This is a genomic window from Aliiroseovarius subalbicans (assembly GCF_022678625.1).
Classification (GTDB): Bacteria; Pseudomonadota; Alphaproteobacteria; order Rhodobacterales; family Rhodobacteraceae; genus Aliiroseovarius_A; species Aliiroseovarius_A subalbicans.
The window spans coordinates 1,508,171-1,524,682 of sequence record NZ_JALBYQ010000001.1; the positions used below are offsets into that span (position 1 = coordinate 1,508,171).

The 16,512-nt window shown below is 61.2% G+C and carries 18 protein-coding genes, 1 tRNA gene and 1 pseudogene; 17 read left to right on the plus strand and 3 right to left on the minus strand.

All coding sequences use genetic code 11. The annotated features are described in order from the left end of the window. The first annotated feature begins 456 nt into the window (after positions 1–456). Complete coding sequence (locus MN188_RS07590) at positions 457–639, plus strand: hypothetical protein (RefSeq protein ID WP_242107217.1); 183 nt, start codon at positions 457–459, stop codon at positions 637–639. 39 nt (positions 640–678) lie between these two features. Then, positions 679–870: a hypothetical protein gene (locus MN188_RS07595; protein WP_242107219.1), complete on the plus strand. Its 192-nt coding sequence runs from the start codon at positions 679–681 to the stop codon at positions 868–870. Positions 871–1,375: 505 nt separating this feature from the next. Here the strand turns inward: MN188_RS07595 and MN188_RS07600 are convergent. Continuing rightward, positions 1,376–1,579, minus strand: a pseudogene (locus tag MN188_RS07600) (transposase); the annotation flags it as partial. 270 nt (positions 1,580–1,849) lie between these two features. Between MN188_RS07600 and MN188_RS07605 the strand changes: the two are divergent. Beyond that, positions 1,850–2,941, plus strand: a complete 1,092-nt coding sequence (locus MN188_RS07605; protein WP_242107221.1) for a response regulator — start codon at positions 1,850–1,852, stop codon at positions 2,939–2,941. 386 nt (positions 2,942–3,327) lie between these two features. Here the strand turns inward: MN188_RS07605 and MN188_RS07610 are convergent. Continuing rightward, positions 3,328–3,417, minus strand: a tRNA-Ser gene (locus MN188_RS07610). A 187-nt stretch (positions 3,418–3,604) separates the two neighbouring features. Between MN188_RS07610 and MN188_RS07615 the strand changes: the two genes are divergently transcribed. The 7 genes from MN188_RS07615 to MN188_RS07645 are packed head-to-tail and all read left to right on the plus strand — an operon-like array spanning position 3,605 to position 9,961. Beyond that, the gene (locus MN188_RS07615; protein ID WP_242107222.1) at positions 3,605–4,468 is read left to right on the plus strand and encodes an SPOR domain-containing protein; all 864 of its coding nucleotides are present in this window, start codon (positions 3,605–3,607) and stop codon (positions 4,466–4,468) included. 28 nt (positions 4,469–4,496) lie between these two features. Further along, the gene (locus MN188_RS07620; protein WP_242107224.1) at positions 4,497–5,678 is read left to right on the plus strand and encodes a D-alanyl-D-alanine carboxypeptidase family protein; all 1,182 of its coding nucleotides are present in this window, start codon (positions 4,497–4,499) and stop codon (positions 5,676–5,678) included. 1 nt (position 5,679) lies between these two features. Further along, entirely contained in the window at positions 5,680–6,300 is a 621-nt protein-coding gene (gene tmk / locus MN188_RS07625) for a dTMP kinase (protein ID WP_242107226.1), read from the plus strand. After that, complete coding sequence (locus MN188_RS07630) at positions 6,297–7,424, plus strand: DNA polymerase III subunit delta' (RefSeq protein WP_242107228.1); 1,128 nt, start codon at positions 6,297–6,299, stop codon at positions 7,422–7,424. The genes tmk and MN188_RS07630 overlap by 4 nt, the downstream gene beginning before the upstream one ends. 7 nt (positions 7,425–7,431) lie before the next feature. Next, positions 7,432–8,238, plus strand: a complete 807-nt coding sequence (locus MN188_RS07635) for a TatD family hydrolase (protein WP_242107230.1) — start codon at positions 7,432–7,434, stop codon at positions 8,236–8,238. Continuing rightward, the gene (locus MN188_RS07640) at positions 8,238–9,035 is read left to right on the plus strand and encodes an MBL fold metallo-hydrolase (RefSeq protein ID WP_242107232.1); all 798 of its coding nucleotides are present in this window, start codon (positions 8,238–8,240) and stop codon (positions 9,033–9,035) included. The genes MN188_RS07635 and MN188_RS07640 overlap by 1 nt, the downstream gene beginning before the upstream one ends. Next, a complete protein-coding gene (locus MN188_RS07645; protein ID WP_242107234.1) occupies positions 9,032–9,961 on the plus strand; it encodes an AEC family transporter in 930 nt (309 codons plus the stop codon). The genes MN188_RS07640 and MN188_RS07645 overlap by 4 nt, the downstream gene beginning before the upstream one ends. Here the strand turns inward: MN188_RS07645 and MN188_RS07650 are convergent. Continuing rightward, positions 9,958–10,785: a helix-turn-helix domain-containing protein gene (locus MN188_RS07650; protein WP_338023240.1), complete on the minus strand. Its 828-nt coding sequence runs from the start codon at positions 10,783–10,785 to the stop codon at positions 9,958–9,960. The two genes, MN188_RS07645 and MN188_RS07650, sit on opposite strands and share 4 nt — an antisense overlap. A gap of 195 nt (positions 10,786–10,980) precedes the next feature. On the opposite strand from MN188_RS07650, the gene pcaF reads away from it, so the two are divergent. The 7 genes from pcaF to MN188_RS07685 are packed head-to-tail and all read left to right on the plus strand — an operon-like array spanning position 10,981 to position 16,509. Then, complete coding sequence (gene pcaF, locus MN188_RS07655; RefSeq protein WP_242107238.1) at positions 10,981–12,183, plus strand: 3-oxoadipyl-CoA thiolase; 1,203 nt, start codon at positions 10,981–10,983, stop codon at positions 12,181–12,183. 1 nt (position 12,184) lies between these two features. Further along, the gene (paaA, locus tag MN188_RS07660; RefSeq protein ID WP_242107244.1) at positions 12,185–13,174 is read left to right on the plus strand and encodes a 1,2-phenylacetyl-CoA epoxidase subunit PaaA; all 990 of its coding nucleotides are present in this window, start codon (positions 12,185–12,187) and stop codon (positions 13,172–13,174) included. Positions 13,175–13,185: 11 nt separating this feature from the next. Further along, on the plus strand, positions 13,186–13,470 hold the full coding sequence (gene paaB / locus MN188_RS07665) for a 1,2-phenylacetyl-CoA epoxidase subunit PaaB (RefSeq protein ID WP_242107246.1): 285 nt from the start codon (positions 13,186–13,188) through the stop codon (positions 13,468–13,470). Then, entirely contained in the window at positions 13,470–14,222 is a 753-nt protein-coding gene (gene paaC / locus MN188_RS07670) for a 1,2-phenylacetyl-CoA epoxidase subunit PaaC (RefSeq protein ID WP_242107248.1), read from the plus strand. Before paaB ends, paaC begins: the two co-directional genes overlap by 1 nt. Then, a complete protein-coding gene (gene paaD / locus MN188_RS07675) occupies positions 14,186–14,674 on the plus strand; it encodes a 1,2-phenylacetyl-CoA epoxidase subunit PaaD (RefSeq protein ID WP_242107250.1) in 489 nt (162 codons plus the stop codon). The genes paaC and paaD overlap by 37 nt, the downstream gene beginning before the upstream one ends. An 11-nt stretch (positions 14,675–14,685) precedes the next feature. After that, entirely contained in the window at positions 14,686–15,750 is a 1,065-nt protein-coding gene (locus MN188_RS07680; protein WP_242107252.1) for a 2Fe-2S iron-sulfur cluster-binding protein, read from the plus strand. A 9-nt stretch (positions 15,751–15,759) separates the two neighbouring features. Further along, positions 15,760–16,509, plus strand: a complete 750-nt coding sequence (locus MN188_RS07685; RefSeq protein ID WP_242107262.1) for a Phenylacetic acid catabolic protein — start codon at positions 15,760–15,762, stop codon at positions 16,507–16,509. Positions 16,510–16,512: the final 3 nt, after the last annotated feature.

Sequence of the window (16,512 nt, forward strand, 5' to 3'; positions counted from 1 at the left end):
CCCCAGAACACACCCCACTTCAAAAAGAGAATCATTTCACGCGTAAGACGCGCGACCTCACTCTGAGAGTCGGGGCGTCGAAAAGTGCTCGAATTGTGGCCAGGCCGGAAAACAGGCTCGAATTGTGTTTGAAGTGCGCGCAAAGCTGGAAAAAAAACGCGCAAAATTAAGAATGCCGTGGAATTGCCATAATCCAACACAACTTGCGCCCCATTTGGGGCCAAATATTAAATTGTACCGACGACAGCATACGACAAGACAAGAAAAATATCTGCTAAAAAATGCCTTGGATTGTCTCAAATGTTGTTTGGCGGAGCCTGGGACACACTGTCAAACCTGACAGTCAAGTCACAGTAAAGAAACTGTAATGCAGTCGGCGCGCCGCAAGGCACAGTGATCTGCAAAAAACCTGCCAAGGTCAGAAGTCTGGCCTAAGTGACCTAAAGGGGAAAAAAAATGAAATCGAACATTCTTGCATTCACCGGACCTCTTTCGACGCGCGCTGCCAGTGTTTCTGAAGCTGTCCGCGACAACGTTGTGTCCATGAATTCGTGGAAAAAAGCGGCCCGCCCGCGCCGGACACCGCAGGGTGTTTTCTTTATCAGTAACGTGCTGTGCACATCCGGCGACGCCGCCTAGATTTCAATTTTTTAAAACCCCACGGGGATGGAGACAACTATGACCGTATCACTTCTTGAAAAAGCTCGCGCAGGCCGCCTGATGGCCCTGGAATCACTCAACATGCGCCACGAAAAGCCGTCGGCTGATATCTTCAAGTTTGAACTTGATTTTATCGAGAAACCCCAGCAGCCGATCATCCACTTCAAGTCCCGACGCATCGAGACGCAAGAAGTTCGTTTGGCGGCCTGAACACGTGGCAAACACAATGTGGCATGGGCAGGCCTTCTTCCTCTGAGGGCGGCAGTTCAAACGCAACTCGCCCATGCACATCGCCAAACAAACACGGTGAATCCAGGCTGGGTCCTGTGCCGATGTGGGTAACCGGCCCGGTTTGATTGCCAGGTGCGGATAAACCGGTGGATCATTCTTGGGTTAATTGCGGGGGTCTAAGGACTCGAGGATCGGGATCCACACTTCCGTGGAAATGCCGACTTGTTTCAGGTGTCTCAGGTTCGTGCTGTAGCAGACAAAGTTCTGCACTGCCCTCCGCAGGACGCGCGAAACAGGCATTCAGAACCCTTTCTGGCATCCTTCTCATACAGCATTTCGGGTCTGTCATTTCTTTCCGGACTGCACCTAGGACAGACATCTGGCGCCCGAGTGTGTCTTTCTCATTGGCCGGCCGGAGGAAATCATGCCCCCTTTCGCCCGCCCCTCACGTCTCCCGTTCCCCGCGCTGCAGATATCGATTTTACCAGCGATAGAAGGTTGACCGTGGGATGCCGAGTTTGGCCAGTGTCTGGCGGGCTGACAGATGGCTGACAGCAATGCTGTCCTCACCGCGTAGACCATCCAAGACGATCCGGATCTTCTCTTCAGATGAATAATGCTTGCGCGTGGCGCGCTTGATATCTTTAACGATCTTCGCGCCAGGGCTCTTCGTTGTCTTTCTCATCATCCACTCCTTGGTGGCTACGATGGGCGGCAAACCCTCTCTTAGTAACTTGACCTATTTGGACCCATAAGCGCTGACGTCAGACACCATGCACTCGCTTTCAACTTGGACCATTCAAGTGGGGCTGCCCATCAGCACCAAAAAAGAATTGCCCGGAAATCACCTCTATTCGGCAAGCTTTCGCCCCTCTCCCGTCATTTTTTTCCGTTTGGATGCACTGATTAGTTTGTGCCCAAGTTTACATAGTTTCATAGAAAAAGTTGGGAATTCGACATGCGCATACTCGTGATAGACGACGACGAAAATATCCTCGCCATTCTTGAGGCTCTTTTAAGCTCATCGGGATGTCATCGAATACAAACTGCTTTGTCCGGCAGTGAGGCGCTGAAGATCATGTCGGAAACAGACGAGACATTCGATTGCTTTCTGATTGATATCCAAATGCCAACCGTCGACGGCATCTCTCTCACAAAGCTCATTCGCGAAACACCCGGTTATGCGCTCCAACCCATCATTATAATCACCGCTATGAGCGGGAAAGAATATGTGGACGAAGCGTTCAACGCCGGTGCGACAAACTACATAACAAAACCCTTCAATCTCGAAGACGTTCAAAGAAAACTTCAAAGCGCCCAGCAATCGGCTTCCGAGAAGCAAAGCTTCTTAAACCAGTCATATGTTGAGGGTGAACTCAAAAAACTGGGTGTGGAGCCAAAGAAAGTCAGACTTGACCGCCCTCTCAGCATTCAAAGCATCGACTCCTCAATCGACTACCGGGAATTTGAAAACTACGTTGTGCAAGTGTCCGGGCGGAAGTCTTCTAAACCTGCCGTGTGCGCCGTCCAAATTCAGGAAATCGAAAACCTCTACGACGCAATGAACGCCACCGACTTCGCCTCACTCATAAGCTGTGTGGGTCAGGCAATTGAGGAGAAACTGGTCAAACGCGGCGGTGGTATTTCGTACCGAGGCAACGGCACGTTTATTTGCATCAATGAGAAACCTTTGAGATCCACCATTACTTCCCTGGATAAAGCCGTGAACAAGTGTTTTTCAAGAATAACTGCAAAGTGCAATGGCCCGGTAGTCAGCATTGTTGTTGGCGCCCAGGAGACGATTCGGACGCGTTCATCATTCGACGCTCTGGCCTCTTTGTCAGCGGCTGTTGAACTGGTCGAACGGAAAGCTGAATCTTTCAGCGAACTTGGGCAAGCGAAGAACTCTCCGGCTTCTCACCCCTGCGCCAAAGAAAAAAGCCAGTTGGAAAGGGGTGCGTATAAAATGCTGCTACAAGAAACTCTTAGCGATCCAGAGAATGATCCATGGAGCAAGAAATTGGAGCAACGGCAGTTGCGTGCCAGGTAATTCCCCTCGCATACCCCCTCAACCCCCCAATCTCTTAAAAAACCCTCTGCGCCTCTTTCTATTCGTTGAACTGATCCCCTAAAACTCCTCCAGAATTGTGTAGAGTTCGTCCAACAAAAGGACGGGCAAATGAAGGCACGATTGGCGCGGTGATACCTTCCTCGTCCTAGGGATCGAACAGTCAGGCGGCGGCAATTGGTTTTACAGCTTAGCACCTGGAAACATGTCTGCGAAAACTGGATAAGTATACGTAAGTCCCATTTCTTGTTCCGAGTAGGCTACCAGCAAGACTCCAAGTAAATTCCTCACAAAAACGTGTGGGGTACACGTGTGTGGAAGACTTCGCATCATATTTGCTAAAAAGATTTGTTGCCAACCAAATGATATGGCGGAGGAGGTGGGATTCGAACCCACGGTACGCTTTCACGCACGCCGGTTTTCAAGACCGGTGCATTCGACCACTCTGCCACTCCTCCGGCAGGGCGCAGGGATAGACGTCTTGTTGCGATTCTGAAAGCGGGAAGTCGCGTGCTGTTTTCTGCCGAAACGCCCCCCTGCCCTTTTCACGCGCCGCTTGGGTCGCTAGACTGCCGCAAAAGCGCACGGAAAAAACGCGCGAATGGGCAGAAGTGCGACCGGGGGTCGCGGTACAAGGGGCACGTAATGGTTTTCAGGACATCCTGGCATGTGGCGGCGGTATTGAGCGGCGCGGTTCTTCTTTCGGCCTGCGAGGACGGGCAGATGCCCTCCTTTTTGCAGTCTCGTGACGATGGTGGCGCGCAAAGCACACCGCGCCCAGGTGCTTCGACCCGGGTGGTCGAACGTGACGTGGAAGCGCCGGAAGTGTTCCAAATCTCGGAAACCGGCCTGTGGGACGGGCGCCCGTCTCTGGGTGGTGTCTGGGTCGCGCATCCGGATGCAAAAGACCCCGAACGCGTCATCATCCGAAATGAAGCCAACGACAAATTCGTCATCGGCGCCCTGTTTCGCCGCGAACGTGCCCAGCCCGGACCGCGCTTTCAGGTTTCCTCGGACGCCGCCGACGCGCTTGGCATGTTGGCCGGGTCGCCCGCCAACCTGAACGTGACCGCCCTACGCAAGGAAACCGTGCCGCAAGCCCCTGACCCGTCGGCTGCCCCGACCGAAGATCTGGATGCGCCTGAGGAAATCGAAGCCGCATCGCTGGACGACCCGATTGCTGCCGCTGCTGCGGCGCTGGACAAGGCGGAAGGCGCCGCACCGGCTGCGACCCCGGCTCCGGTGGCGGCCCCGGCTCCGAAACCGACCAGCACTTTGACCAAGCCGTTCATCCAGATCGGTATCTTCAGCGTTGAAAGCAACGCGCGCAACACGGCAGAAAGCATGCGCCGCGCGGGCATGGTGCCGACGGTCAAGCCGGGCAATTCTTCTGGCAAAGCTTTCTGGCGGGTCATCGTCGGCCCAACCACCAGCAGCGCCGAGCGCGCCTCGCTTCTCAAGAAGATCAAGGAGCTTGGCTTCTCCGACGCCTATTTCGTCACCAACTGACCCAAGACCGAAGGACCGCCCCCTGCCCATGCGCCGTTTCGCCCTGATTGCCGCCCTTGCCGCCGCCGCGCTTGCGCTGGCCCTGCCCGCCCGCGCCTTCGACACGCGCGCTTCATCGGCCTTTGTGCTGGATGTGGCGACCGGAACGGTTCTGTTGGAAAAGCAGGCCGACGTGCCGCTGCCCCCGGCCTCGATGTCCAAGCTGATGACGGTGAACATGATGTTCGAGGCACTGGCCGATAGCCGGCTGGGGTTGGAAACCCGCCTGGGCGTGTCGTCGCGCGCTGCCGCGATGGGCGGCTCGACCATGTTCCTGAACACTTCGGACCGGCCCACGGTCGATGAACTGCTTCAGGGCATCATCGTGCAGTCGGGCAATGACGCCTGCGTGGCAGTGGCCGAGGCGCTTGGTGGCACCGAAGATGCCTTTGCCGCGATGATGACGGAACGCGCTTCCGATCTGGGCATGATGAATTCCAGCTTCGGAAATTCCTCGGGTTGGCCGCATCCAATGCAACGCATGTCGATGCGCGACCTGGCCCTGCTGGCCAAGCGCCTGATCGTCGAATTTCCGCAATACTACCCGTATTTCAGCCAGACCGAGTTCCCCTTCGACGGCCGCGCGCCGGACAATCGGTTCAACCGCAACCCGCTGTTGAAGCTCGGGATCGGTGCGGACGGTCTGAAGACGGGGCACACCTCCGAGGCCGGGTATGGCCTTGTCGGATCCGCGCTGCAGGGCAAACGCCGCATCGTCTTTGTCATCTCGGGATTGACCAGCGAAAAGGCCCGCGCCGAAGAGGCCGAGGCGATCGTCAACTGGGCCTTCCGCCAGTTCGCGATGAAAACCGCCGTGAAAGCGGGGGAACGTCTGGCCGAAGCCCCGGTCTGGCTGGGTCAGGCCGCCAGCGTCGGTCTGGTGGCCCGCGAAGACGTGGACCTTCTGATCCCGGCGCTGCAACGCGACGGGCTGGAGGCGACGATCACCTGGAACGGTCCGATCGAGGCGCCGATTGCCGAAGGGCAGGAGCTGGCGCAGATGGTGATCACCCGCAAGGCCCTGCCCGAAGTGACCGTGCCGCTTTACGCCGAAACCGGCGTGGGTGCCGCCGGGTTCATGCCGCGCTTTCGCGCTGCGGCAACCAAGGTTCTTGGCATGGTTCAGGGCGGCGATGCCCCGGCGCCGGTTCCGATGCCCGTCACCAACTGACATGGCCGGATTGTTCATCACGTTCGAAGGCATTGATGGCTCGGGTAAATCCACCCAGGCCAAAGTGCTGGCCGACACCCTGCGCGATGAAGGGCATGACGTGATCCTGACCCGCGAACCGGGTGGCAGCCCGGGGGCCGAGGAAATCCGCACCCTGGTGCTGGAAGGCGACCCGGACCGCTGGTCTGCCCAGACCGAGCTTTTGCTGTTCACCGCCGCACGACGCGATCATCTGGAGCGGTTGATCGACCCGGCTTTGGCGGCTGGCAAGATCGTCATCTGCGACCGCTTCGCCGACAGTTCGCGCATATATCAGGGCTCACGCTCGGGCGATTTGCGCGCGATGGTCGACGCGCTGCACACCTTGATGATCGGGCGCGAACCGGACCTGACCTTCGTCATCGACATGGACCCCGACACCGGCCATTCGCGCGCCAAAGGGCGGGGTGGCACCGAGGAACGGTTCGAGGATTTCGGGGCCGGGCTTCAGGCCCAGATGCGCGAAGGCTTCCTGGACCTCGCGCTTGAATATGCCGACCGTTGCGTCGTTGTGGACGGTGGGCGGGCAATCGAAAGTGTCGCCGCCGATGTCGCCCAAATTGCCCGGAACCGCCTGGGATGAGCGAAGCTGAACTTCTGCCCGAACCAGACAGGATCGAAGGCGCGCCGCATCCGCGCGAGACCCAAACCTTGATCGGACAGGCTCCGGCCGAGGCCACGTTTCTGGACGCGTTCAATTCAGGCCGGATGCACCATGCCTGGCTGATCACCGGCCCGCGCGGCGTGGGCAAGGCGACGCTCGCCTGGCGCATCGCGCGGTTTTTGCTGGCCACGCCCAAGGACGACGGCGGCATGTTCGCGGCCCCCGCCCCCACCAGTCTGGACATACCCGCCGACCACCCGGTGGCGCGGCGCCTGGCGGTTCTGTCTGACCCCGGCCTCTTCCTGCTGCGCCGCCCCTGGGACGACAAGGCAAAGCGGCTGAAGGCCGACATCACCGTGGACGAGGCGCGCAAGCTCAAGGGGTTTTTCGCGCTCTCGGCCTCGGACGGCGGGCGTCGGGTGGTGATCATCGATGCGGCGGACAATCTGAACTCGAACGCCGCCAACGCGATCCTGAAACTGCTGGAGGAACCGCCCGCCGACGCGGTGCTGCTTCTGGTCAGCCACCAACCGTCGCGGCTCTTACCCACGATCCGCTCGCGCTGTCGCGAATTGCGGCTGTCACCTTTGTCGCCCCCGGATCTGGCCCAGGCGCTGGAAAACGCCGACGCCACGCCGGACGCCAGCCCCGAAGCACTGGGCGAACTGGCCGCGGGCTCTGTGGGTGAAGCGCTAAGCCTCACGTTGATGGGCGGCCTGAAACTCTATGGCGACATTGTCGGCATCTTCGCAGGCGCCCCTCGATACGACCGCCCCCGCGCCCTGAAACTGGCCGATGGCGCGGTCGGCAGGGCGAATGCAGAGCGCTTTGCCCTGACCCTGCGCTTGCTGGACCTGTTTCTGGCCCGCCTGGCGCGTCGGGGCGCAGGATTTGCCCCAGCTCACGATGCCGTTCCGAATGAGGCCGAGGTGCTGGCCCGTCTGTCCCCCTCCCAACCCGCCGCCCGCGCCTGGGCCACGTTGCAGCAGGAGCTGTCGGCCCGCGCCCAGCACGGCAAGGCGGTCAACCTTGACCCCGCCGCGCTCATCCTTGATATGGTTTTCAGGATCAATGAAACGGCGGCGGCGCACGCGGCCCAGTGAGGCGGTCATGAGCAACGTTCCGGAAATCACCGATAGCCACTGCCACCTGGATTTCCCGGACTTCGAGGGGCAGCTGGATCAGATCATCGCAAATGCCGCCGAGGCCGGCGTCACCCGCATGGTCACGATCTGCACCCGCCTGCGCAACGTGCCGCAAGTCCGCGCCATTGCCGAGGCGCACGACCCCGTCTTCTTCACCGCCGCCACCCACCCGATGAGCGCGGCCGAAGAACCGATGGCGACGCTCGACGAACTTCTGACCCTGGCCCAGCACCCGAAATTCGTGGGCATTGGCGAAACCGGGCTGGATTACCACTACACCGCTGACAGCGTGGCGGTGCAGCAAGAAAGTCTGCGCGTCCATATCGCAGCCGCGCGCAACACCGGCCTGCCGTTGATCATTCATTCCCGCGACGCGGATGACGACATGGCGGCCATTCTGGCCGAGGAACACGCCAAGGGCGCCTTTTCGTGTGTCATGCATTGCTTCAGCTCCGGCGCGGAGTTGGCCAAGGCCGCGCTGGACCTTGGGTTCTACCTGTCGATGTCCGGCATCGCCGCCTTCCCGAAATCGCAAGAGCTGCGCGACATCTTCGCCACCGCCCCGATCGACCGCATCCTGGTGGAAACCGACGCGCCTTATCTGGCGCCACCGCCGCATCGCGGCCGGCGCAACGAACCAGCCTATACCGCCCACACCGCCCGCGTTGGGGCCGGGGTGTTCGGCATGGAGTATGCCGAATTCGCCGCGCAGACACAGGCGAATTTCGACACGCTGTTTGCCAAGGCTGCGGCCTGGAAGGCGCCCATCTGATGGCGCGGCTGAGCTTCACCATCCTGGGCTGCGGAAGCTCGGGCGGGGTGCCGCGATTGGGCGGGCATTGGGGCGATTGCGACCCCGAGAACCCGAAAAACCGCCGCACACGCTGTTCGATGCTGGTCACGCGCGAAGACGCCGGGGGCACCACACGGGTGCTGATCGACACGTCACCGGACATGCGCCAGCAGCTTTTGGATGCGGGCGTCGGAAATCTGGACGCGGTGGTCTACACCCACAACCACGCCGACCATGTGCACGGGTTGGACGACCTGCGCATGATCGTGTTCAACCGGCGTGAACGCCTGCCCGTCTGGGCCGATCCGGCCACCCAGGACGCGCTGTATGCCCGGTTCGGCTATGCCTTCGTGCAACCCGCTGACAGCGCCTACCCCCCTATTCTGGACATGCACACGATTGACGGCGATGTGACCATCTCCGGCGCGGGCGGGGCAATCACCCTGATGCCGTTCGAAGTGCGCCACGGCCGGATCGACGCGCTGGGGTTTCGGATTGGCAACCTGGCCTATCTACCTGACGTGAGCGACATTCCGGGCGACGCCTGGGCCGCCCTTCAGGGGCTTGAGGTCTGGGTGCTGGACGCGCTGCGCCGTGCACCGCACCCGACCCACGCGCACCTGGCGCAAGCGCTGGAATGGATCGAAAGATCCGGCGCCAAACGTGGTGTGCTGACCAACATGCACATCGACCTGGACCACGCGACCGTGGACGCGGAGACCCCCGCCCATATCACCCCGGCCTTTGACGGCATGACCCTGCACCTCGACGCATGAGCGCGCTGATCGAGGTCATCTTGCCGGTCTTTCTGGTGATCGGCTTTGGATACCTCGCCGTCTGGCGCGGGCTGTTTTCCGAAAGCGCCATTGATGGCTTGATGAAATTCACCCAGAACTTCGCCATACCCACCCTGCTGTTTCGCGCCATTTCAACGCTGGACCTGGGGCAAAGCTTTGACCCTGCGCTGCTGACCAGTTTCTACACCGGGGCGCTGACCGGGTTCCTTGTGGCCTTCGCAGGCGCGCGGTTCCTGTTCCACCGCCCCTGGCCCGACAGCGTGGCGATCGGCTTTGGCGGGCTGTTTTCAAACTCGGTCCTTCTGGGGCTGGCAATCACCGAACGCGCCTATGGCGTCGACGCGCTGGCGTCGAACTTCGTCATCGTCTCGGTCCATGCGCCGTTCTGCTATGTCATCGGCGTCACCGCGATGGAATTCGCCCGCGCCGAGGGCAAAGGGCTGGGCGCGACCCTGTTGAGCGTCCTGCGCGCCATGTCGCGCAATGCGCTGGTGATCGGCATCACCGCCGGGTTCGTGGTGAACTTCTCAGGCCTGGCGATGCCAATGGTGTTCACAGATGCGGTCGACATGATGGCACGCGCCGCCCTGCCCGCCGCGATCTTCGGCCTGGGCGGCGTTCTGGCCTGTTACCGGCCCGAGGGCGACATGGGCGTGGTTGCCCTGATCTGCCTGGTATCGCTGGTGCTGCATCCGACCATCACCTATGCGCTTGGCCGCGCATTCACACTGAGCGATGCGCAGCTGCGCTCGGCCGTGCTGACCGCCGCTATGGCGCCGGGGATCAACATCTATGTCTTTGCCAACATGTACGGGGTGGCGCGCCGGGTCGCCGCGACGGCGGTTCTGAGCGCCACCGCCCTGTCAATCGGTACGGTCTGGATCTGGCTGTCGATCCTGCCTTAACCGATCTTGCCGCTGAGCATGGACGCCAGCGTGTCGGGCAGACGATTGACCTTGCACCCGCCCCGCGCGCGAAGACTGGGGCGCAGCTCTTCCCCTTGTGGTAAAAGCTCCAGCGCACAGTTTTCCAACCGCGTGACCTGCCGGGTGGCCGGGCGACTGACCATGACCACACCGGGATAAATCAGGTTGTCCGACATCGGCGGAAAGTTCAGGAAGCCAAAGCTGATACGCCGCCCATGGCTTTGAAACGCCTGCATTACCAGGCCATCGTCCTGGTCCATAAACCAACCGCGCACGTCACGATGCTTGCGCCCGGGCTGATCCGGCTCTCCGTCCCGCCCGCGATCTTCGATCGCACGAAACAGGGTGGCGCCGTCCTGCTGGAACACCCGCACCGTATAGGAATTGGCCCAGGACTTGGTGACTGAGGATCGCTGCCAATAGCGGTGGATGCCCGGCGTTGGCGGTTGCCGAACCTCCAACACCTCAAGCCCGTGATCCAGAAACCGCGCCAGTGCTGTCAACGCCAGCGGGTGCCCCCCATCCTGCGCGCCCGGTATCAGCTCCTCCAAGGGTTGGAGCAATATTCGCGCATCGGTGCCGAAATAGGCGCATATGCGGTGCAGCACCTCGGGGCGTGGACTTGCCTGTCCACTGAGATAGCGGTTGAATTGCGTTCGATTCACGCCCAGCGCCCGGCACTGATCGCTGACTGATCCACGACCCTCAACCAGAGCACGAAGATTGCGTGCGAAAATGCTGTATATTTCCCTTGTACTGGGCATATTTCGTGCGCGTCCCGCCCAATTGTTCATTGTCACCATCCCACTCAGCACCACTATAGCGCGATTTTTGCAGGGTTTAAAACTGTCTGAAAGGATAGGTCTTTCGGTGATCCGTTACCGATTCTCTCAAAACTCAAAAAGTCGGTAACGAATGACTTGCCTCGAATCGAGCGAGGCATTATCCCTGACCGCACGGTCGGCTTTGCTGTGGCGCCGACATCAAGGGAGGATTTCATGGACGCATTCATCTGCGATGCCGTGCGAACGCCGATCGGGCGTTATGGCGGCGCTTTGTCATCGGTGCGCGCGGACGATCTGGCCGCAGTGCCGATCAAGGCGCTGATCGACCGCAACCCGGGCGTCGATTGGGCCAGCGTGGACGACGTGATCTATGGCGATGCCAATCAGGCCGGCGAAGACAACCGCAACGTGGCGCGTATGGCAGCCCTTTTGGCGGGCCTGCCGGTGGATGTACCGGGCACCACTGTGAACCGGCTGTGTGCAAGCGGCATGGACGCGGTCGGCATGGCCGCACGCGGGATCAAGGCGGGGGATTATGACCTGTGCATTGCGGGTGGCGTCGAAAGCATGTCCCGCGCGCCCTTCGTGATGCCCAAGGCGGGTGCGGCCTTCACCCGCGCCAACGCGGTCTTTGACACCACGATCGGCTGGCGCTTCGTGAACCCGAAGATGGACGCGGCCCACGGCACCCATTCGATGCCGCAGACCGCCGACAATGTGGCCGAAGACTATGGCATTTCCCGCGCCGATCAGGACGCGATGGCAGCGCGAAGTCAGGCCCGTTGGTCCGCAGCGCACGACGCCAGTCGGTTCAACGACGAAATCACCCCGGTGACGATCCCGCAGCGCAAGGGCGACGCGGTGATTGTCGACACCGACGAACACCCCCGCCCCGGCACCGGTGTTGAACAACTGGCAAAGCTGCGCGGCGTGAACGGCCCTGACCTGAGCGTCACCGCAGGCAATGCCTCGGGCGTAAACGACGGGGCCGCGGCGATCCTGGTCGCCTCGGACGCCGCCGTGAAGGCCAATGATCTGACCCCGATGGCGCGCGTCGTGACCATGGCCGCCGCAGGCGTCGCGCCCCGCGTGATGGGCATCGGCCCGGTGCCGGCCAGCCTGAAGGCGCTGAAAAAGGCCGGGTTGAGCATCGACCAGATCGACGTGATCGAGCTGAACGAAGCTTTCGCAGCCCAGGGCCTTGCCACCCTGCGCGAACTGGGCGTCGCCGACGACGACCCGCGCGTGAACCCCAATGGCGGCGCCATTGCGATGGGCCATCCGCTGGGCATGTCCGGCGCGCGTCTGGTTCTGACGGCCGCGTATCAATTGAAACGTACCGGGGGCCGCTATGCCCTCTGCACCATGTGTGTGGGCGTCGGCCAAGGCGTCGCCCTTATCCTGGAAAGGACCTGAAATGTATGCACAGCTGATCAAAACGGCCCGCTCGGGCATCACCCCGCGTGACGAGATGACGGACCAGGAACGCGAGTTCCAGGACCGGATCGACCGCAACGAAAAGATCGAACCCAAAGATTGGATGCCGGACGACTACCGCGCCACGCTGATCCGCCAGATCGGCCAGCACGCGCATTCCGAGGTCGTCGGCCAGCTGCCAGAAGGCAACTGGATCACCCGTGCGCCCACGCTGGAGCGCAAGGCGATCCTGCTGGCCAAGGTGCAGGATGAGGCCGGGCACGGGCTCTATCTCTACTCGGCCGCCGAGACCCTGGGCGAAAGCCGCGACGAGCTGGTGCGCCTGTTGCACGAAGGCCGGATGAAATACTCCTCGATCTTCAACTATCCCACCCTGAACTGGGCCGATATCGGCGCGGTCGGCTGGCTGGTCGATGGTGCGGCGATCGTGAACCAGGTGGCGTTGCAGCGGACCTCGTATGGCCCCTACTCCCGCGCGATGGTGCGCATCTGCAAGGAAGAAAGCTTCCACGCGCGCCAAGGGTATCACGCCATCATGCAGATGGCCTTTGGCACGCCCGCGCAGAAACAAATGGCACAGGACGCGCTGAACCGTCTGTGGTTCCCCGCGATGATGATGTTCGGTCCGCATGACAGCGACTCGACCCATTCGGAACAGTCGATGGCCTGGAAGATTAAGGTGAAGTCGAACGACGAGCTGCGCCAGCAATTCGTCGACCAGACCATTCCGCAGATCGAATACCTGGGCCTGGACCTGCCGGAACCCGGCATCAAATGGAACGAAGAGCGCGGTCACTATGACTTCTCGGACCCTGATTGGGACGAATTCATGGACGTGATCCGGGGCAACGGCCCCTGCAACGTCGACCGCCTTGCCGCCCGGCAAAAAGCTTGGGACGACGGCGAATGGGTGCGTGACGGCCTGATGGCCCACGCCAAGAAAAAAGCCGCCAAACTGGCAGCGGAATAAGGAGAAATCAGATGAGCAACGAATGGCCCCTGTGGGAAATCTTCATCCGCGGTCAGCATGGCATGAGCCACCGGCACGTCGGCAGCTTGCACGCCCCTGACGCCGAAATGGCGATCAAGAACGCACGTGACGTGTACACCCGCCGCAACGAAGGCGTGTCGATCTGGGCTGTGGAAGCAGCACACATCGCGGCCTCTTCCCCTGAGGAAAAAGGCCCGCTGTATGAGCCGTCGAACACCAAGGTCTATCGCCACCCGACCTTCTTCGACATTCCCGAAGAAGTGGGGCACATGTGATGGACCCGCTGTTTCAATTCCTTCTGCGCCTGGGGGACAACACCCTGGTGCTGGGCCACCGCGTGTCGGAATGGTGCGGCCATTCCCCGGTGCTGGAAGAAGACATCGCGCTGGCGAACACGGCGCTGGACATGATCGGTCAGACGCAGCTGTGGCTGGGCCTGGCAGGCGAGGTTGAGGGCAAGGGCCGCTCGGCCGATGACCTGGCTTTCCTGCGCGACGCCTGGGATTTCCGCAACGTGCTGCTGGTCGAACTGCCCAACGGCGATTTCGGCCAGACCATGATGCGCCAGTTCCTGTTCGACGCCTGGAACGTGACGATGCTGGGCAAGCTGATGAAATCGTCCGATCAGCGCGTTGCCGACATCGCCGAGAAGGCCTCGAAAGAGGCCGCCTACCATGTCGAACGCTCGGGCGACACGGTGGTGGGTCTGGGCGACGGCACCCCCGAAAGCCACGCCCGCATGCAAGCCGCGCTAGACTATCTCTGGCCCTATGTGGGCGAGATGTTTGCCAGCGACGAGGTCGACGCCGCCATGGTCAAGGCAGGCATCGCCCCCGACCCGTCCAGCCTGCGCGACGAATATGACGCGCTGGTGACCCGCGTGCTGACCGAGGCGACGCTGACCAAGCCGGACAGCAAATACGCCCACAAAGGCGGGCGCACCGGTTATATGCACACCGAGCATCTGGGGCATCTTCTGACCTCGATGCAATGGCTGCAACGCGCCTATCCGGGGGCCAAGTGGTGAAACCTGAGATTGCCCAGATTTGGGACTGGCTGGATGCCGTCCCCGACCCCGAGATCCCCGTGATCTCGCTGGTTGATCTGGGCATTATTCGGGATGTGACCTGGGAGGGCGACATGCTGAATGTGACCGTCACGCCGACCTATTCCGGCTGCCCTGCCACGACCCAGATCAACGAGGATATCCTGGCGGGCCTGGCGGCAAACGGGCTCACCAACGTGACGCTCAAACGCCAGCTGTCCCCGGCCTGGACCACCGATTGGCTGACAGAAAAAGGCGCGGCAAGCCTGGAGAAATTCGGCATTGCCCCGCCCGCCAAGGGCGTTCCGGCCCGCTGCCCCAATTGCCACGGGACCGATCTGGAGAAATCCAGCCAGTTCGGCTCAACCCCCTGCAAGGCGCTCTGGAAATGCCGGAGCTGCCTCGAACCCTTTGACTATTTCAAGTGCATCTGAGGAGACCCGACATGGCGCGCTTCCATAATCTGACCGTGACCGACATTCACAAGACCATCCGCGATGCGGTGGTTGTGACCCTGAAACCCGACGACGCATCGGCCTTCGATTTCACCCAAGGCCAATATCTGACCTTCCGCCGCAATTTTGACGGCGAAGAGCTGCGCCGCTCCTACTCGATCTGTGCGGGCAAGGATGAAGGCATCTTGCAAGTCGGCATCAAACGCGTAGACGAAGGCGCGTTCTCCACCTGGGCCAACACCGAGCTTCAGGAAGGCGACACGATCGAGGCGATGGAGCCGATGGGCAGTTTTTTCCTGCCGCTCGATGCCGGTGCCACGCGCAACTATCTGGGCTTTGCCGGGGGCTCGGGCATTACGCCCGTCCTGTCGATCATCAAGACGACGCTGGCGCGCGAACCACACAGCCAATTCACGCTGGTCTATGCCAACAAAGCGGTGAACACGATCATGTTCCGCGAGGAGCTTGAGGACCTGAAAAACCACTTCATGGGTCGTTTCAACGTGATCCACATCCTGGAAAGCGACGCGCAGGAGATCGACCTGTTCACCGGGCTGGTGGACGAAGCGAAATGCGCCCAGCTGTTCAAGCACTGGATCGACATCAAAAGCGTCGACACCGCGTTTATCTGCGGGCCGGAGCCGATGATGCTGGGCATCGCCAAGGCGCTGCGAGATCACGGGCTGGACGACAGCCAGATCAAATTCGAACTCTTTGCCTCGGCCCAACCGGGTCGGGCCAAGCGCAAGGCGTCCGGCAAGGCGAAGGCCGCCACCAAGGGCACCCAGGCGGTGATCACCCTGGACGGCGCCAGCCGAACCATCACGATGGACGCGGACACCTCGATCCTGGACGCGGCCCTGGCCAACGACATGGACGCGCCTTTTGCCTGCAAGGCCGGGGTTTGCTCGACCTGTCGCTGCAAGGTCACCTCGGGCGAAGTTGAAATGGTCGCGAACCACGCGCTGGAGGATTACGAGGTCGAACAGGGCTATGTCCTGTCGTGCCAAAGCTTCGCAATCACCGACAAAGTCACCGTCGATTACGATCAATAGGAGGGCACCATGTCCGATATGAAGATCGAAGACTACCTGGCCCAGGGCGGCAAATTGTCGAACCCGTCGAACGTGCCCGCGCGCTACCGCGCTGAATTGATGCGGCTGATGGCCACGTTCGTGGACAGCGAATTGGCCGGAGCGGCCGGCTTTGCCGACGTGATCAACGCAGGCCCCGGCATCAAGGAACGCATCGCGGCAGCCAAGATCGTGCTGGAAAAGACCGACAATGCCGACAAGGTGCTGACGATCATGGGCGACTTTGGCGCCAACACCGCGAAATACGCCACCCATCATCCCTGGACCGATCGACTCGCTCGGGACGCCGACATCGGCACCGCGCGCAATGACGCGGACATGCGCCTGGCGGTGTTCAACTACCCGCTTGAAGGCTGGGCTGACGCGGTGGTGATGAACCTGCTGATGGGCCTTGCCGTGGGCGTGCAGTTGGATGAATTCGCCCGCGTCTCCTATGCCCCGCTGGCCGACGCGTTCCGCGCCATTGCCCCGGTTGAAGCCCGCCACGCCGAGCTGGCCACCGAGGGGTTGGAGCGCCTGGATGACGCGCCGCTGCAAGCTTCGGTCGACTATTGGTGGCCGCGTGTGGCGGCGAGCTTCGGCAAGGATATCTCGACCCGTGCCAGCCAGTTGCAAGCCTTCGGCCTGCGCCATTCCACCAACGCCGAACTGCGCGAGGAATGGGAAGCGACCGCGGCGCAAGCCCTTGAAAACCTTGGCCTGAACGCCCCGAAAGGATAAATC

Bases quoted from the DNA above. Each gene is read 5' to 3' on its own strand.
- paaB (WP_242107246.1), top strand. From the start codon at position 13,186: ATGAGCAACGAATGGCCCCTGTGGGAAATCTTCATCCGCGGTCAGCAT.
- MN188_RS07645 (WP_242107234.1), top strand. From the start codon at position 9,032: ATGAGCGCGCTGATCGAGGTCATCTTGCCGGTCTTTCTGGTGATCGGC.
- MN188_RS07685 (WP_242107262.1), top strand. From the start codon at position 15,760: ATGTCCGATATGAAGATCGAAGACTACCTGGCCCAGGGCGGCAAATTG.
- tmk (WP_242107226.1), top strand. From the start codon at position 5,680: ATGGCCGGATTGTTCATCACGTTCGAAGGCATTGATGGCTCGGGTAAA.
- paaA (WP_242107244.1), top strand. From the start codon at position 12,185: ATGTATGCACAGCTGATCAAAACGGCCCGCTCGGGCATCACCCCGCGT.
- paaC (WP_242107248.1), top strand. From the start codon at position 13,470: ATGGACCCGCTGTTTCAATTCCTTCTGCGCCTGGGGGACAACACCCTG.
- MN188_RS07650 (WP_338023240.1), bottom strand. From the start codon at position 10,785: ATGGTGACAATGAACAATTGGGCGGGACGCGCACGAAATATGCCCAGT.
- MN188_RS07630 (WP_242107228.1), top strand. From the start codon at position 6,297: ATGAGCGAAGCTGAACTTCTGCCCGAACCAGACAGGATCGAAGGCGCG.
- MN188_RS07595 (WP_242107219.1), top strand. From the start codon at position 679: ATGACCGTATCACTTCTTGAAAAAGCTCGCGCAGGCCGCCTGATGGCC.
- MN188_RS07640 (WP_242107232.1), top strand. From the start codon at position 8,238: ATGGCGCGGCTGAGCTTCACCATCCTGGGCTGCGGAAGCTCGGGCGGG.
- MN188_RS07590 (WP_242107217.1), top strand. From the start codon at position 457: ATGAAATCGAACATTCTTGCATTCACCGGACCTCTTTCGACGCGCGCT.
- MN188_RS07680 (WP_242107252.1), top strand. From the start codon at position 14,686: ATGGCGCGCTTCCATAATCTGACCGTGACCGACATTCACAAGACCATC.
- MN188_RS07615 (WP_242107222.1), top strand. From the start codon at position 3,605: ATGGTTTTCAGGACATCCTGGCATGTGGCGGCGGTATTGAGCGGCGCG.
- paaD (WP_242107250.1), top strand. From the start codon at position 14,186: ATGGCTGCAACGCGCCTATCCGGGGGCCAAGTGGTGAAACCTGAGATT.
- MN188_RS07620 (WP_242107224.1), top strand. From the start codon at position 4,497: ATGCGCCGTTTCGCCCTGATTGCCGCCCTTGCCGCCGCCGCGCTTGCG.
- pcaF (WP_242107238.1), top strand. From the start codon at position 10,981: ATGGACGCATTCATCTGCGATGCCGTGCGAACGCCGATCGGGCGTTAT.
- MN188_RS07605 (WP_242107221.1), top strand. From the start codon at position 1,850: ATGCGCATACTCGTGATAGACGACGACGAAAATATCCTCGCCATTCTT.
- MN188_RS07635 (WP_242107230.1), top strand. From the start codon at position 7,432: ATGAGCAACGTTCCGGAAATCACCGATAGCCACTGCCACCTGGATTTC.